Origin of the sequence: Streptomyces sp. NPDC047982, from assembly GCF_043204165.1 — a bacterium.
In the GTDB taxonomy this organism is placed as follows: domain Bacteria; phylum Actinomycetota; class Actinomycetes; order Streptomycetales; family Streptomycetaceae; genus Streptomyces.
Map to the genome: position 1 here is coordinate 73,217 of NZ_JBIDBS010000001.1, position 15,864 is coordinate 89,080.

The window sequence follows — 15,864 nt, forward strand, 5'->3', positions numbered from 1 at the left end:
GCTGGCGCACTGGCTGCTGTTCCCTGGCAACAGCACAAAGGACGCGACCGAATACGCCGCGCCCTTCCCCTCCCGGCCGCATCACAGCCCGCGCACATCCAAGGCAAGTTGGGCAGCTGGGCGGCAGTGACGCCCGAGGCTGACACATCGCTGCTCAAAGTCTGCCGGGAGCCACCCTCGGCCGAGTAGACGAGGGTGAGATGGGAATGCCGTAACAGCAGCAACGGCAAAAATCAGCGACGCCCATGGCGTTTGCACGCGGATTGTCACGTGCTGGCCGCGGGTGTTGACGAAGCCCGTCTGGAACGAATCCGGGGCCACGAGATCGATCGAGCTGAGTGCTCTCCAGTCGAGGTCGAGCTCACACACCGGGTGGGCGAAGAACAGCCTCCGCAGGGTGATGGTCACCTCTCCGGGGCCGTCCAGCACCCACCGCGGTCGTGCATCGTGCTGCGCTTGGCGACGCCGAGCAGAATTGCCTAGCGCGGAGCCCACCAAACTGCCCACGACGAAAGCCGGGTTACCGACCGCGACCATGCTGCTGTGTCGATATCTCCCGTTTCCCAGGGCTCGCCAGGTCGAACGCTGCCCGGGCCCGACGGCAAGGGCACGGTCTCCTTGCCCGAGCCGTGCAGTAGTAGCGACCAGCGGGCGGCTGGCCAGGCGCCGTTCGAGGAGGTCGGCGAGGATGTCGCACGAGTGCCACAGGTACTCGTCTAACGCCGACCAGGGTGGCCGTTGTGCGTTCTGCGGCGGCGGCGCGAAAGGGTGGACCACTGTCACTCCAGCATGTCCGTCACAGGTCATCGATTACATAGCGCGACCAAGCGTACTCACGTCGCCCATCACACGCACGAGCTTGTAGCGACTGAACCAGTGGGAGCGCAAATCGGGCAGCCTCTCACCCATATGATGCGACGTCAGTCACGACTTGGAGGGAGTCCTCGTGCCATCGAACGAGAAGCAACAGGAAGAATCGGAGTTCGAGGCTGAGGTCCTGCGGATCTCCCGTGCGCTCTTCGCGCCGGAGAACGAGTTCCAGGGTTCGACCTACATCGGCACCGCTGAACGTGACGGTGTCTTCATCGGACCGGACTTGCGACGGCGTTCGAAGAGTGCGGTGGCGGCAAGGGCTGTGGGGGTGCTTCGGCGGTGCGGGGAAGGGGCTTGACTGTCCGGGACGGTGCGGGTCGAACAGCGCCCCGCGTCGGCAGCACAGGCATTCGAACGTCTCGAGCATCACCGGAAGCCCCATGTCGCGCCTGGGTCAGAGACGGGCGCCCTGGGCGCGCCCTTGGGCAATGGCCTGCGGACGCAAGTGGCCCGGGAGCGGGAACGGGAACGGGAGCGGTGGGGGCCGGTCCTGGCTTGTTGCGGGCCGCCGCGATCCTGGTCGCGGACTGCGGCTTCTGGTCGCGGGGCGAAAAGGGGCCCAGACATAAGCAGTCCCCGGTAGTCCTTCTCGATCTCGTGAGTCTCAACCGTCGTTGACAACTCCGGGACCGGGTGGATCCGCCGGGGGCCTGGCCAGAGCCAACCAAGTGGGTCACGCGTATCAGCGAACGTCTCCGCCGACGTTGCGGCCCGCTCTGGTTTTCTGGTGTATCCACTATTTTCCTCCCGTTTTCGTCCGCGTCAAGGGCTGACCCGACGTTTCTTGTACGCCTCTTTCGGCATTGCCTGCGGCAACGGGGTTCCTCGGATCCGGTGCGCTCACGCGTGGCTGCGCAGCGCGGCCGGCGGGTGCCGCTGACTCCATCGGACCGCCATTGCTCGCGGAACCACGGCGGTCCTCTCAGGCTGAGGCGGGGTACTACTCGGAAAGGCGGCCCCTTGATGAGGCTTGTCGTCGATCTCAACCGGTGTCAGGGCTACGCACAGTGCGCCTTTCTCGCACCGGATGTGTTCGCCATGCACGGCGACGAGGCGCTGCTGTACAACCCGCACGCCGACGAGGCGCAGCGGGATCAGGTGCTGCGCGCCGCCACCGCGTGCCCGGTGCAGGCGATCCTCGTCGAGGACGGCCTCGGTGACGCGGCACTCGAACAGGCCGGTGCGCGAGGGGGGCTGTCCGGTGTCCGGTGACGGGTCGCTGGAGTGGCTGCGGCGCGAGGGGCGCATCGTGATCGTCGGCGCCTCGCTGGCCGGGCTCCGGGCCGCGGAGACGCTTCGCAAAGAGGGCTTCGCCGGATCGCTCACGCTGATCGGCGACGAGCCCCACGAACCGTACGACCGGCCGCCGCTCTCCAAGCAGGTCCTGCTGGGCCGGGCGGCCCCCGAACGCACCGCGCTGCCCCGGCGCGTGGCGCTCGACGCGCACTGGCGGCTCGGTGTCGCCGCCACCGGCCTCGACATGGCGGCCAAGCGGGTGCGTCTGGCCGACGGGGACGAGGTGCCGTACGACCGGCTTCTGATCGCCACCGGGGTGCACGCCCGCCCCTGGCCGCACGAGGCGGAGGCCCGGCTCGACGGGGTCTTCGTCCTGCGCACCCGCGAGGACGCGGCCCGGCTGCGGCGGCGGCTGGCCGCGTCGCCCCGCAGGGTCCTCGTCATCGGCGCCGGGTTCACCGGTTCGGAGATCGCGTCGGCCTGTCGCGAACGCGGGCTGCCGGTGACCGTGGCCGAGCGTGGTGCGGCGCCGCTCGTGGGGGCGCTCGGCGGGGTGGTGGGCCGGGTGGCCGCGGAGTTGCAGCGCGCGCACGGGGTGGACCTGCGCTGCGGAATCACGGTCACGGCCCTGGAGGGCGACGCGGCGGGGCGCCTGCGGCGGGCCCATCTGTCCGACGGCACCGCTCTCGACGCCGATGTCGCGGTGGTCTCGCTCGGTGCGTCACGCAACACCGAATGGCTGGCCGGGTCCGGGCTGGGCGCCGGTCCGCGCGGGATCGCCTGCGACGCCGGGTGCCGGGCGTTCGACGTACGCGGCATCGTCACCGACGACGTGTTCGTGGCCGGGGACGTCGCCCGGTCCCCGCACGCGCTCTTCGGGTACCAGTTCCTGTCCCTCGAACACTGGGGCAACGCCGTCGCGCAGGCAGAGACCGCGGCGCACAACATGATCAGCAGCAGCTCGCAGCGCCGCCCGCACCTGTGGGTGCCGGCGTTCTGGTCCGCCCAGTTCGGCGTCAACATCAAGTCGGTCGGCGTCCCGTCCCTGGGCGAGGAACTCGTCGTCGCTCAGGGGTCGCTCGCCGATCGCCGTTTCACCTGCGTGTACGGGTACCAGGACCGGGTCATCGCCGCCGTCGCGTTCGACCAGACGAAGTGGCTGGAGTTCTATCAGCGGCAGATCGAGTCGGCCGCGCCGTTCCCGCCGACGTACGCCTCCGTGGACCACCGTCCCGAAGGTCTGCGCCCCGTCCCGGCCGACTTCCCGGACCCCTCCCTGCCCACGCACGGGCCGTCCGTCACCGTGAGCGGCTACTCGCCGACCGACCAGCAGATCACGTTCACCCCCGCCCGTGCCTGAGCCCGGGCACGTAGCCCCGGGCACGTAGCCCCTGGCTGGGCCCGGACCATCACCGGGGCCGGGACAGCACCGGGACCGGGACCGTTCCCCGGGAGGGGACGGGCCGGCCCGGCCCGGACCGCCCCGGACCGGGCCCGTCCCCTCCCGCCCCGGACCGGCCCGTCCCCTCCCGTCCCGGACCCCGCCCCTCCCAAGGACCGCCACCATGACGCACGAAGAACTCCTGCGGCAGATCCTCTCCTACGAAAACCGCGCCGACCCCTACCCTCTGTACGCCGAACTCCGCAGAACGCCGGTCGTCCAGGGCGGTGACGGACTGTTCGTCGTCAGCACGTACTGGGAGATCAAGGGCCTGCTGCACGACCCCCGGGTCAGCTCGGACGCCCGCAACCTCTCCCCCGGCGCCGCCGGGGCCCTGCTCCCGGACGAGGACACGTCCGTGCTCCCGCCCTCTTTCCTCCGGCTCGATCCTCCCGAGCACGACCGGCTGCGCCGCATGACGATGTGCCCCTTCGGGCCGCCGGAGACGCCCCGGCGCATCCACGACATGCGGGGCGAACTGGCCGGGATCGTCTCCGGGCTCATCGACGCGTTCGGGGACCGGAAGCAGGTCGACCTCGTCGACGACTTCTCGTACCCGTTCCCCGTCACCGTGATCTGCCGGCTGCTCGGCGTTCCGCGCGAGGACGAGCCGCGCTTCCACGCCTGGGCGGACACCATCGCCGCCGGTCTCGACCCGGCGCCGGGCCAGGACCCCGAAGAAGGGCGCCGGGTCACCCAGCAGGCCCGGACCGAGCTGGGCACGTACCTGTCCGAGCTCATCGACGAACGCGGCGACGTGCCCGGCGACGACCTGCTCTCCGCGCTGGTCAACCAGCAGGGCCCGGACGGGCGGATGAGTCGCATGGAGGTGCTCAGCACCGCCTCCCTGCTGCTGATCGCCGGCCACGAGACCACGGTCAACCTGATCACCAACGGGATGCTCACCCTCCTGCGCAACCCCGAGGTACTGGAACGGCTTCGCGCCGACCCCCGGCTCGCCGGTCCGGTCGTGGAGGAACTCCTGCGCTTCGAACCTCCCGTGCAACTGTTGCCGCAGCGCACCGTCCTCGCAGACATCGACCTGTACGGCACCACCGTCACCAAGGGCTCCGCCCTCTGGCTCATGCTGGCCTCCGGCAACCGCGACCCGCGGCGGTTCGCCGATCCGGACCGCTTCGACCCCGACCGGGAGGACAACCAGCACCTCGGTTTCGGCAGCGGTATCCATGCCTGTTTCGGCGCGCCCCTCGCCCGCCTGGAAGCCCAGATCGCCCTCACCGAGCTGGTCCGCAGGCTCGACAGCCCGCGTCTGGTGGAGGACCCGCCGCCGTACCGGCGCAACGCCGTGCTGCGCGGGCCCCGGCATCTGAACATCGCGTTCGACGAGGTACAGGGCCGGACCGGGTAAAAAAGGGTCCGGGTGAAGAAAGTGAAAGCGGTGCGGGCCGGGCGGGGAGCGGCGTGCGCCCGGACCGTACGGGAAACCGGGCGGCTCCGTGGCCGGACGACTCGCCCCGGACCAGGCCGACTCGCCCCGGACCAGGCCGGGCGGAAAGGCTTGCGGCCCGGCCCGTGCCCGGGGCGGCCGACCATGATGGATGCATGGCACCGCACACACATGAAACGGACGGGCTCGCCGCCGGACCATCGCTGGGGCAGATCCTCGGGTTGATCGCTCCCGGCATGCTCGACGTCGTCGTGGCACCGCGCGGCATGGGCGTCCCGGTGGCCGACGTGGTGCTGCACGATCCCGCCGAGGAACGGGACGACGGCACCTGGGCGGCGTCCGGGCTGATCCTGCTCGTGGTCGGCGTGGAGGTCTCCTCGCCGGAGGCGGTCGACGTACTGCGCGGCGCCGACCGGGCCGGGGCTGCGGCCGTGGTGCTGCGACAGGGGCCCCGCGGGCCGCGGACGGCACTGCTGGCGACGGCGGACGCCGGACGTACCGCGTTGCTGACCCGACGGCCGGAGCAGGGCTGGACGGAGGTGCTCGGTCGGCTGCGCACCGCGCTGGCGCACAGCGCTCCCGCCGGACCGGGCGGGACGGACGCGGTCGGCGGGCTGCGGCTCGGCGACCTGCCGGGGCTGGCCAACACGGTGGCGGACCTGGTCGGGGGCGCCATCACGATCGAGGACCCGCAGTCCCGGGTGCTCGCGTACTCGCGCATGGACCACGAACCCGATCCGATGCGTCGGCTGACCATCCTCGGCCAGCAGGTGCCCCGCTGGCGCGTCCACGAGCTGCGGGCCAGCGGCTTCTTCCGGGCCCTGTGGAGCACCGACGACGTGGTGCGCCTGCCCGCCGACGACCGTTACGCCGAGCGCCTGGCCATCGCGGTCCGCCACGGCTCGGAGGTCCTCGGCTCGCTCTGGGCGGCTGCGGACGGCAGGCCGCTCGCCGAGGGCGCGGCGGCGGCGCTGCGTACGGCGGCGCGGGCTGCCGTGCCCCATCTGTCGCACCACCAGACCTGGGGCCGGGCCGCGGCCCAGGAGCGGGACGAGGCGGTGCACGCCCTGCTGGAGGGGCGCGGAGACGCGGTGCGGGCCGCGCACGACGCCGGGATCGTGCCGGGACGGCCCTACGCGGTGCTGATCGCGGAGGCGTACCCGGCAAAGACGGCGGCGGGGCACGCGGCGGAGGCAGCGGGGGCGTACCCGGCGGAGGCAGCGGCGGCGTACCCGGCGCGGCCCGGGAAGGAGCCGTACGGGACGACGCGGGGAGCCGGGGCCACCGCCTTCGGCGTCCCGGGAAGCGCGGCGGAGCAGCGGGTGCTGGACGTGCTCGCGTTGCAGGCGGCGGCCTTCCGGGACGGGTGTGTGGCCGCGCGGTCGGGGCGGCGGCTGTACGTCCTGGTCCCGGCGGGCGACGGCGAGACCGACCCGGCACGGGCCCTGCTGGCGACGGTGCGTTCGGTCCCGCGCAGCGTGGTGTTCGCGGGTGCCGGTCCGGTGGCCGGAGACCTGTCGGGGCTGCCCGCGTCGCGCGAGGCGGCGGAGTCGGTGGTGCGAGTGCTGCGGGAACGGACCGGGCGGCTTCCGGCCTCGGAGGCGGTGTCGGCCGCGGCGGCTTTCGACGAGGTGCTGCCCGAGACGGCGCTGCTCCGGGTCCTCGACCAGGTCGGGCCGCTCTGGGAGACCCTGTCGGGACCCGTGCACGCGATGACGGAGCACGACCGGACGCACGGTTCCGCGTACGGTGCGTCGGTGGCCGCCTACCTGGACGCCTTCGGGGACACGGGCGAGGCCGCGCGGCGCCTGAACGTGCACGCGAACACCCTGCGGTACCGGCTGCGCCGGGCCCGCGAACTGTTCGGCGTCGACCTCGCCGACCCCACCGTGCGGCTCCTGGCGGACATCGGGCTGCGACTCGCCCGGAACGCGCGGTGAGGTTCGCTCCCGGAAGGCGCGGTGAGGTCCGCTCCCGGCACGCGCCGTAAACGCCACTCTCCGCTCCTCGTACACATCACGTGAGCCGCGCTCCCCTCCCCCGCGCGCCCGTGCACTCCCGTTCTCCTCCACCGCCCCGCCCCGCACCACCCCGCGCCGTCGTGCTCCCGCACCCACCACGCGGGGACGCTGTGATCGTTTTCCTGTCGTCCCGGACATGAATCCGACCCATCCATGGTCGAGCGGGACGAAGACGTGACGGGTGCCGCACACCGAAGCTGTGCACACAACGGCCGACGGCTCGACGAGCGCCGTGCACGCCCGACGTCTGGAGTGTGGTTCATGTGACTTCCGGTTCTTCCCCCCGGCGCGCCGCCGCCCGTGAGGCCGCGCTGGCGCGCGCCGTCGAGGACGGCCTGCTCGGCCCGCGGTCCCCGCTCGTCGGGCTGCTCGACGTCGACGGCGTGCTCGCCGCGGTCGAGGCGCTGAACGAGGCGTTCGAGGGACCGGCCGCGGTGCACCACACGTTCGCGGCGAAGGCGTGCGGCCTGGTGCCGGTGCTGCGGCTGCTCGCGGACGCGGGGATGGGGTGCGAGGTGGCCTCGCCCGGGGAGCTGGAGCAGGCGCTGGCGGCCGGGTTCACGTACGACCGGCTGGTCTTCGACAGTCCGGCGAAGACGGTCGAGGAGCTGGAGTACGCCCTGGCCCACGGGATCGCGATCAACCTGGACAACTTCCAGGAGCTGGCCCGGGTCGACCGCCTGCTGGCCGGCCGGGAAGCCTCCGCGCCCATCGGACTGCGGGTGAACCCCCAGGTGGGCGCGGGCGCCATCGGCGCGATGAGCACCGCGACCGCGACCTCGAAGTTCGGCGTCGCACTGCGCGACCCGGGGGCCGTCGACGCGGTGGTCGCGGCCTTCGCGCAGCGGCCGTGGCTCAACCGGCTGCACGCGCACGTCGGTTCCCAGGGCTGCCCGCTGCCGCTCATCGCCGAGGGCGTGCGGGTCGCGTACGAACTCGCCGAGCGCGTCAACGCGGAGCTGGGCCAGGCCCGGATCACCGGCATCGACATCGGCGGCGGCCTGCCCGTCAACTTCGACGACGAAGACGACCGGCCGACGTACGCGGACTACGTCGCCGAACTCCGGAGCGCCGCCCCCGGGCTGTTCGACGGCCGCTACGCCCTGGTCACCGAGTTCGGCCGGTCATTGCTCGCCAAGAGCGGCTCCATCGCCACGGTCGTCGAGTACACCAAGTCGGCCGGGGGACGGCGGATCGCGGTCACGCACGCCGGGGCCCAGGTGGCGACCCGCACGGTCTTCATGCCCGACGCCTGGCCGCTGCGCGTCGGCGTGTTCGACGCCGCGGGACGCCCCAAGCGGGGCCCCTCCGAGGTCGTCGACATCGCGGGCCCGTGCTGCTTCGCCGGCGACCTGACCGCGACCGGGCGCGAACTCCCGGCGGTGGAACCGGGGGACGTGGTGGCGCTGTACGACACCGGGGCGTACTACTTTTCGTCACATTTCTCCTACAATTCCCTGCCTCGACCCGCTGTGTACGGTTATCAGACCGATTCTGACGGACAGGTACGATTCGCACTCGTACGCGAGGCGCAGAGCGTGCGCGGCGTGGTCGAGGAAAGCGGGCTCTCCCAGGCGGACGCCCTGGTCGCGCTGCGCTCGGGCAGCCCCGCGGAACGGCCGAAGGAGGTGACGGAGTGACACGCGTCCTGATATCCGCTGACATGGAAGGGGCGACCGGCACGGTCTCCCCGGCGGACGTCGCGGCGGGAACGCCGCGCTACGAACGCTTCCGGCGACTGCTCACCCAGGACGTCAACGCCGCTGTCGCGGGGTTCGCCGACGGGGGCGCGGACGAGGTGATCGTGAACGACGCGCACTGCGGCATGGACAACGTGCTCATCGAGGAACTCGACCCCCGCGCGGTCCTGATCGTCGGCCGGCACAAGCCGCTGGGCATGATGCAGGGACTGGAGACCGGGGTCGACGCGGTGGCGTTCGTCGGCTATCACACCGGCGCGGGCGAGCAAGGCGTCCTCGCCCACACCTACCTCTCGCACAGCATCCTCGGCGTGCGCATCGACGGCGAACCCGTCGACGAGGGGCGGTTCAACGCCCTGGTCGCCGCAGAGGCCGAAACCCCCGTGGTCCTGGTCACCGGCGACGACCTGACCTGCCGCGACGCCGCCCGGTACGCACCCGGCTGCCGGACCGTCACCGTGAAGACCGCGATCTCCCGGCACGCCGCGATCTGCCGTACACCGGCCGTCACGTCCGCCGACATCCGCCGGGAGGCCGCCGCGGCGCTCTCCTCACCCCCGCCGCGTCTCACCACACGGGCGGCACCGCATGTGGTCGAGGTCGACGTCGACAGCCCGCATCTGGCCCAGCGCGCCTGCGCACTGGCCGGTGTCGAACCGGCCGGGCCCCGGACCGTACGCATGGAGACCCCCGACGCCCAGGAGGCGCTGCGCCGCTTCCGCGCGCTGACCTGGGTGATCGGCGGCGGTCGCGAGGGCGACTGGACCTGACCGCCCAGGAGGCACATACCCGACGCGACCTGACCGCCCAGGACGCGCCGTGCCCCCGACGACACAGCCGTACTCCGCGACACACAGAGGCACCGGCCCGGACACCGACACCCCACGGATGCCCCCGACCGAAGCTCACCGACGTACCCGCCCGGAGCCCACGGACGTACCCGCCCGGACGTCGCAACGGACGTACCCGACCGGACGTCACAAACCCACCGGATCCGGTGGCACACGGACACACCGGACCGGTGAGGCGACCGGTGGCCCCGACCGGGCCGCCGGACCGCCTGATCCCCGTGATCGTTCGACGACCAGAGCCTCACGGGGCACGGCCAGACGCTCCCCGGGAGCGGCCGGCCGCTTTCCTCCGGGGGCGTACGCCCGAACGACGCCCACGCCCCCGAGGGACGCTTTCCCGCCGGACACCCCTCTACGGGAGGGAACCCTCCGCGCCCCATACCCCCGCTTGCCCAGGACTGGAGCTGCCATGACGTCCCCCGCGACTTCCCCCGCATCGCGAAGAGCGCCGCAGAGCCCGCAACAACCGGAGCTCAGCCGCTCATTGCGCAACCGCCACATGTCGATGATCGCGATCGGCGGCGCGATCGGCGCCGGACTGTTCGTCGGCAGCGGCTCCGTGATCAAGACCGCCGGACCAGCCGCGATCGTGTCCTACTGCCTGGCGGGCGCGCTCGTCCTGTGCACGATGCGCATGCTCGGCGAGATGGTCGTGGCGAAGCCCTCATCAGGCTCGTTCGCCGACTACGCGCGCACCGCCATCGGGCCGTGGGCGGGCTTCACCATCGGCTGGCTGTACTGGTACTACTACGTCATCATCGTGGCCGTGGAAGCCGTCGCCGGAGCGGCGATCCTGCATGCCTGGATCGGGCTGCCGCTCTGGGTGCTGGCGATGGGCCTGATGGTCGTGATGACCGCGACCAACCTGCTGTCGGTGAAGTCGTTCGGCGAGTTCGAGTTCTGGTTCTCCTCGGTCAAGGTCGCCGCGATCGTCGCCTTCCTGATCGTCGGCGGGCTGTACGTCTTCGGCGCCTGGCCCGGTGCCTCGTTCGACTTCTCGAACCTGACCTCGCACGGCGGCTTCGCCCCCAATGGCTTCACCTCGATCTTCTCCGCGATCGTCGTGGTCATCTTCGCCTTCGGCGGGGCCGAGATCGTCACCATCGCCGCCGCCGAGAGCAAGGAGCCGGAACGATCCGTCGCCCGGGCCACCACCGGCATCATCTGGCGGATCATCCTCTTCTACGTCGGCTCGATCGTGCTGGTCGTCACGATCGTGCCGTGGAACAGCGCCAAAGTCCTGGTCAGCCCCTACGTCGCGGCCTGGAACACCATCGGGCTGCCCGGCGCCGGCATCGTGATGGACGTCGTGATCCTCACCGCGGTGCTGAGCGTGCTGAACTCCTCGGTCTACGTGTCCTCGCGCATGCTGCGGTCCCTCGCCACGCACGGCGACGCGCCGGCCTGGCTCGTGGCGACGAACAAGCGCAACGTGCCGACCCGCGCGATCCTCGCCGGAACCGTCGTGGGCTGGGTCTCGGTGCTGTTCGCCTACCTGTCCCCGGACACCGTGTTCAGCTACCTGGTCAACTCCTCGGGCGCCATCGCCATCTTCATGTACCTCATGATCGGCGCGTCCCAGCTGCGGATGCGGCGCCGGATGGAGCGCGAGGCACCCGACCGGCTGACCCTGCGCATGTGGCTCTTCCCCTACCTGACCTGGGTTGTGATGGCCGGCTTCGCCGCCGTGCTGGTGGCCATGGCCGTCATCGGCGACCAGCGCACCCAGTTGTTCACCAGTCTCGGCAGCCTGGTCGTAGTACTGCTCGCCTACGCGGTCCGCAGGGCCCGCGGCACCGGCCGGCCGGAGCCGGGAGACGCCGCCGCTGCCGCCGCCGCGCCCTCGGACGGTGCCGGGACCGATGCCCTGACCCCCCGCTGACCGTCCCGACCACGTACGGCCAAGGCCCCGACCGGCGTGCTCGGCGCCCGGTCGGGGCCTTCACCGTGTGCGATGCCCGCGCCGCGTGCGGGTGCCCGGGCCGTGTGCGGGTGCCCGCGCCGTGTGCGGGTGCCCGGGCCGTGTGCGGGTGCCCGCGCCGCATCGGGCGGGCCGCCGCGACGGCGGCGGACGCACACGGTCAGGACCGCCGCCCGAAGAACTCCACCTCGGCGACGGCCATGTGCTTGCCGGGGCCCGCTCCGTACGTGCTGTCCGTCGTGAGCCGGGCCCGCACGACCTCCGAACCGCGCAGGTCGAAGGTCTGCTGACCGGGCTGGTCCTTGACCCTGATCGCCTTGGTGACCTCGTCGCCGTCGGCGGAGGTGAGCCGGACGGTGATCCTGGCCGGACGTGCCTGGGTGAGGAATTCGTCCAGTTTCGCCGACGTGCCGGAGAAGACGACCAGCTTCAGCACCCGGACCGGCTGTTCGAAGTCGCATTCCAGGTACTGCCCCACGCCGGTGTCGGGTCCCGCCGCCGCGGGCGCCCAGTAGCGGTTGTTGAAACCGTCGAACGCGGCGCCCGCCGGATGCCCGGGCGCCCGGCTGGAGGCCCGGAACCGGGTGGGCGGCACCGCTTCCGGCGTCCCCGTCTCGTCCTTGGCCAGGCCGAACCAGCCCGGCACGTGGGGAAGCGCGAACCATGTCCCGCACGCCACCAGGACCAGCACGACCGGCAAGGCCAGGCCCGGTCTGCGCCACAACCGGCGCTTCGGCCGGGTTCCGGCGACGGGGGCCGCCCGACGCGGTCGCCGCCGCAGGATCCGGCGCCACCAGGGCGGCCGGACCTCGGGCGGCGGTCCCGGGTCCAGGAGCAGGGCGCAGCGGATGCACAGGGTGCGGTCCGGCGCGTTCTCCGTACGGCAGTTGGGGCAGCGGATCGGAGCCCCGGGCGGCCGGCTCGGGGACGCGGGTGCGGGTGCGGGTGCGGGTGCGGGTGCCGACGGTACGTCGGGGAACGCCTCGGGCCCCGGCTCGTGCGCCTCCCGCTCGTCGCCCGGGCGGCGCGGGGCGGCCGTGGTGGCGGCGGGCGAGGACGGAGGCGGCGGAGCCGGTGACGGTGGCGGAGCCGGTGGAGCCGGGGACGGTGGAGCCGGTGGAGCCGGGGACGGTGGAGCCGGTGGAGCCGGGGACGGTGGAGCCGGCGGTGACGGCGGTGACGGCGGTGACGGCGGTGACGGCGGTTGAGACGGCTGGGGCATGGGTTGCGACTGCGGCTGAGGTCGCGGTTGAGGCCGAGATTGCGGCTGCGGTCGTGGCTGCAGCTGCGGAGCAGCCCCCGTCCCGGCGGCGGAAGGCCCCGCACCGCCCGGATCGCCCGAACCACCCGAACCACCCGGGCCCCCCGTACGCCCCGGACCCTCCTCCCACTCCAGGAACGCCTGGCACGACGTGCAGAACTGCGTGCCCGGTGCGTTGTTCTGGCCGCACGCCTCGCAGATCACGACACCTCCAGGTCGAAGCCCACGTGCGCCGGTATCTCCGTACGGATCAGCTCCTCCAGCCGCACCCGGTCGACCAGTTCGGACCGCTCGGCCCGGATCCGTACCGTCACCCATGGTCGGGGCCCGCCCGGGAACCGCGTGTGCGGGGTCGACGACCACGCCGTACCGCCGCTCTCGACGATGTCCGGTTCGATCCCGGTCTCCAGGAACACCGCCTCCGCCAGCCCGCGCCGGGTGCCGCGCCTGCTGTGGCGTTCGACCGCGCCGCGCACCGCCGCGCGGCGCCGGTCGACCGGCTGGTCCTCATGCGGGTCGACGGCCACCCACTGGGCCAGCCAGGGCAGGAAGTCCTCCGGCGCGCTGCGCGGGTCGAGGTGGGCGGGCAGGTTGTCGATGGCGAGCAGGACCGGGGCGAGCACATCGTCGAGCGCGGCGAGGAACCGTCGGAGGAAGTCCTGGTCCAGGTAGACCGCGGGAAGCTGTTCGATCAGCGGGTGCGGGGTGGGCAGGCCGGTCACGCCTGTGCGCATGGCGGTCAGCCCTCCCGTACCCGGAGCTGGTGCTCGTAGCTGAAGACCAGCGCGTGCCGGTCCAGTGCGATCTTGGTGGCGGGTTCGCCGCGCTGTCCGGTCACGGGGTCGGCGGGGAAGAGGCGTACGTCCTCCACCAGGTCCACCCCCGCCACCTGTTGCAGTACGGCGAACGCCTCGCCCGACTGGATCGGGCGCCCGAACGGCCAGCCGTCGCCGGCCGGCCCGCCGCTGAGCGGGTTGAAGTAGCGGTAGAGAGCCGCCAGGGCCTCCTCCCGTACCCGTTCCGGCACCGCGCCTCTGCGGGCCTGGACCGAGGCGACCACGGTGACTCCCTGGTAATAGGGCGGTTCGACCACCAGCCGGGCGCCGATGGGCCGCCGTTCGTCCAGATGACCCGCGATCAGGGCGAGGGTGTGCTGCGGCGGGATCAGCTCGTCGAACTGGATGCGGCCCTGCTCGTCGCTGCGCCCGGCCGGGACGACGAGCAGCCGGACCCCGCCCGCCTCCACGTCCGTGTCGCCCCCTGCCGGGACGCACTGCACCCGGGACGCGTCCGGGGCGACCTCGCGGGCCAGGAGTTCGTAGTCGTGCGGGACGACGGCCCGGTGCAGGGTCCGCAGCGTCATCGGACCGCGCACCCGGGCACTGTCCACCGTCTCGCCGTCGACCCCGCCGAGCGCGGGCCGCCGGTTCTCCACCCGGGCCACGTACGGGATGGCGCTGCGCAGCACCCGGAGCGTGGAGCGGGCGACGTTGCCACGCAAGCCACCGCCGGTGCGGTAGGTGCGCACCCGTACGGTGGCGCCCTTCTGCGGCACCGCCCCGTAGTAGCGGATGGAGCCGTCCCGCTCCCGTACCGCCGGACCGAACTCCACCCGGCCCGAGTTGGGATCGAGGGTGATGTGCCGGTCGCCGGGGCCGGAGTGCGCGAAGTCGTCGACGCGGGTCCACTCCGTGCCGTGCGGGCCTCCCGCCGGATCGGACACCTCGACCACGAAGTCGCCGGGCACGACGGGCGGGCGGCTCACCGCGAAGCTCTGCCCCGGTACGCCCTCGGCCTGGCCCAGTACCTCGTCGGTCACGGTCTCGGCGTGCACGGCCCCCACAGTGGCGCCGATCGTGAACGCGGTGACCCCGCGCACCACTGGGGGCGCCATGTAGGTGGGCTGCCCCGGCTCGGCCTCGACCAGCCGGCAGCGCAGCCAGCCACCGGTCCGGCGCACGACGACGGCCGGGGCGTGCCCCTCGGGGAGGTGCAGGATCAGCTCCCCTGACCTGTTGAAGCCGCCGGTGTCGTCCTTCTCGACCTCGCAGACCGTCCAGGCACTGCCGTCCCACGCCTCCCACAGCAGCGGCGGGCGCAGCGGGTCGACGCCGACGCCCTCGACCGCGCAGTCCAGCCGCAGCACGACGACGCCCGAGGGGACGGCCGCCGACAGGCCCACGTACAGGGCGTCGCCGGGCGCGGGCGTGGAACCGAAGCACGGGACGGCCCGGCCGAGGGCGAGTTCCTCGGTCCGGTCGACGGCGTCGCCCGACACCGGCCAGGTCGCCATGTGCGCGAACTCGCAGGGGACGATGGACAGTTCGCGGACGGTCGTGAACACGACCGCTTCCTCGGTCTCGGTGCGGACGGTCGCCACCTCCGTACCGGTCCGCACCCGCACCGGTTCGGGCCGCGGCGCGGAGAGCCGGAACGTCACGTCGGTACGGGCGGCGGTGGGCGGGTGCAGCCGGACCCCGATCAGATCGAGGAAGGTCAGGTAGCTCTTCTCCGGCACGCGGTTCACCCGGTAGACGAGCTGATCGACCATGGTCGCGAAAGCCTCGATGAGGGTCACGCCGGGATCGGACACGTTGTGGTCGGTCCACTCGGGGCAGCGTTGCTGGACGAGCCGCTTCGCCTCGTCGACCAGGCCCTGGAAACGGCGGTCGTCCAAGTGCGGACTGGGCAGCGTCACGTGCCGTCCACCTCCTCCAGATGCGGACCGGACAGCTTCACCGGCCGTCCACCTCCTCGTGCTCCGGGATCACATAGAACGGGAAGACCAGGTTCCGGGGGTCGTTGGCGCCGCGCACGGTATAGCCCACGTCGATGTACAGCACCCCTTCGTCGGCCTCGTCGAAGCGGACGACGACCTCCGTGACCTCGATCCGGGGCTCCCACCGGTCCAGCGCGAGGCGTACTTCGTACGCGAGCTGCCCGGCCGTGCCCGCGTCCGCGGGGGCGAACACGTAGTCGTTGATGGCACAGCCGAACTCCGGCCGCATGGGCCGTTCGCCCGGCGAGGTCGCCAGGATCAGCCGGATCGACTCCTCCAGCTCGTGTTCGCCGCGCACCAGGGCGATGGACCCGGTGGCGTCCGTGCGCGGCGGGAACGCCCAGCCCGCGCCGATGAACTGCTGGCCCATCGC

General features: G+C 72.4%; 13 protein-coding genes. 8 read left to right on the forward strand and 5 right to left on the reverse strand.

From position 1 onward, the window contains the following. Positions 1-81 precede the first annotated feature (81 nt). Entirely contained in the window at positions 82-408 is a 327-nt protein-coding gene (locus ACGF2V_RS00320; RefSeq protein WP_362619861.1) for a hypothetical protein, read from the reverse strand. Between the two features lie 538 nt (positions 409-946). Between ACGF2V_RS00320 and ACGF2V_RS00325 the strand changes: the two genes are divergently transcribed. The 8 genes from ACGF2V_RS00325 (at position 947) to ACGF2V_RS00360 (ending at position 11,412) form a co-directional block, all read left to right on the forward strand. Then, positions 947-1,171 (forward strand): hypothetical protein, encoded by a 225-nt coding sequence (locus tag ACGF2V_RS00325; RefSeq protein ID WP_362619859.1) that lies wholly within the window; start codon positions 947-949, stop codon positions 1,169-1,171. Between the two features lie 665 nt (positions 1,172-1,836). Then, entirely contained in the window at positions 1,837-2,085 is a 249-nt protein-coding gene (locus ACGF2V_RS00330) for a ferredoxin (protein WP_362619857.1), read from the forward strand. Then, on the forward strand, positions 2,075-3,469 hold the full coding sequence (locus ACGF2V_RS00335) for an FAD/NAD(P)-binding oxidoreductase (RefSeq protein ID WP_362619855.1): 1,395 nt from the start codon (positions 2,075-2,077) through the stop codon (positions 3,467-3,469). Before ACGF2V_RS00330 ends, ACGF2V_RS00335 begins: the two co-directional genes overlap by 11 nt. A 205-nt stretch (positions 3,470-3,674) precedes the next feature. Then, on the forward strand, positions 3,675-4,919 hold the full coding sequence (locus tag ACGF2V_RS00340; RefSeq protein ID WP_362705841.1) for a cytochrome P450: 1,245 nt from the start codon (positions 3,675-3,677) through the stop codon (positions 4,917-4,919). A gap of 194 nt (positions 4,920-5,113) precedes the next feature. Beyond that, positions 5,114-6,898, forward strand: coding sequence for a helix-turn-helix domain-containing protein (locus ACGF2V_RS00345; protein WP_362619851.1), 1,785 nt, complete (start codon positions 5,114-5,116; stop codon positions 6,896-6,898). Positions 6,899-7,242: 344 nt separating this feature from the next. Further along, a complete protein-coding gene (locus tag ACGF2V_RS00350) occupies positions 7,243-8,619 on the forward strand; it encodes a diaminopimelate decarboxylase (RefSeq protein WP_362619850.1) in 1,377 nt (458 codons plus the stop codon). Further along, on the forward strand, positions 8,616-9,449 hold the full coding sequence (locus tag ACGF2V_RS00355) for a M55 family metallopeptidase (protein WP_362705839.1): 834 nt from the start codon (positions 8,616-8,618) through the stop codon (positions 9,447-9,449). The genes ACGF2V_RS00350 and ACGF2V_RS00355 overlap by 4 nt, the downstream gene beginning before the upstream one ends. A gap of 580 nt (positions 9,450-10,029) precedes the next feature. Beyond that, on the forward strand, positions 10,030-11,412 hold the full coding sequence (locus ACGF2V_RS00360; protein WP_362619846.1) for an amino acid permease: 1,383 nt from the start codon (positions 10,030-10,032) through the stop codon (positions 11,410-11,412). A 199-nt stretch (positions 11,413-11,611) separates the two neighbouring features. On the opposite strand, the gene ACGF2V_RS00365 is transcribed toward ACGF2V_RS00360, so the two are convergent. From ACGF2V_RS00365 to ACGF2V_RS00380, 4 genes are all read right to left on the reverse strand, one after another. Beyond that, a complete protein-coding gene (locus ACGF2V_RS00365) occupies positions 11,612-12,142 on the reverse strand; it encodes a discoidin domain-containing protein (protein WP_362705902.1) in 531 nt (176 codons plus the stop codon). Positions 12,143-12,912: 770 nt separating this feature from the next. Beyond that, positions 12,913-13,446, reverse strand: a complete 534-nt coding sequence (locus ACGF2V_RS00370; RefSeq protein ID WP_362619843.1) for a phage tail protein — start codon at positions 13,444-13,446, stop codon at positions 12,913-12,915. Between the two features lie 5 nt (positions 13,447-13,451). Continuing rightward, complete coding sequence (locus ACGF2V_RS00375; RefSeq protein ID WP_362705834.1) at positions 13,452-15,410, reverse strand: putative baseplate assembly protein; 1,959 nt, start codon at positions 15,408-15,410, stop codon at positions 13,452-13,454. A 37-nt stretch (positions 15,411-15,447) separates the two neighbouring features. Then, positions 15,448-15,861, reverse strand: coding sequence for a GPW/gp25 family protein (locus ACGF2V_RS00380; protein WP_362619839.1), 414 nt, complete (start codon positions 15,859-15,861; stop codon positions 15,448-15,450). Positions 15,862-15,864 lie beyond the last annotated feature (3 nt).

Bases quoted from the DNA above. Each gene is read 5' to 3' on its own strand.
- ACGF2V_RS00370 (WP_362619843.1), bottom strand. From the start codon at position 13,446: ATGCGCACAGGCGTGACCGGCCTGCCCACCCCGCACCCGCTGATCGAA.
- ACGF2V_RS00330 (WP_362619857.1), top strand. From the start codon at position 1,837: ATGAGGCTTGTCGTCGATCTCAACCGGTGTCAGGGCTACGCACAGTGC.
- ACGF2V_RS00345 (WP_362619851.1), top strand. From the start codon at position 5,114: ATGGCACCGCACACACATGAAACGGACGGGCTCGCCGCCGGACCATCG.
- ACGF2V_RS00380 (WP_362619839.1), bottom strand. From the start codon at position 15,861: ATGGGCCAGCAGTTCATCGGCGCGGGCTGGGCGTTCCCGCCGCGCACG.
- ACGF2V_RS00360 (WP_362619846.1), top strand. From the start codon at position 10,030: ATGTCGATGATCGCGATCGGCGGCGCGATCGGCGCCGGACTGTTCGTC.
- ACGF2V_RS00340 (WP_362705841.1), top strand. From the start codon at position 3,675: ATGACGCACGAAGAACTCCTGCGGCAGATCCTCTCCTACGAAAACCGC.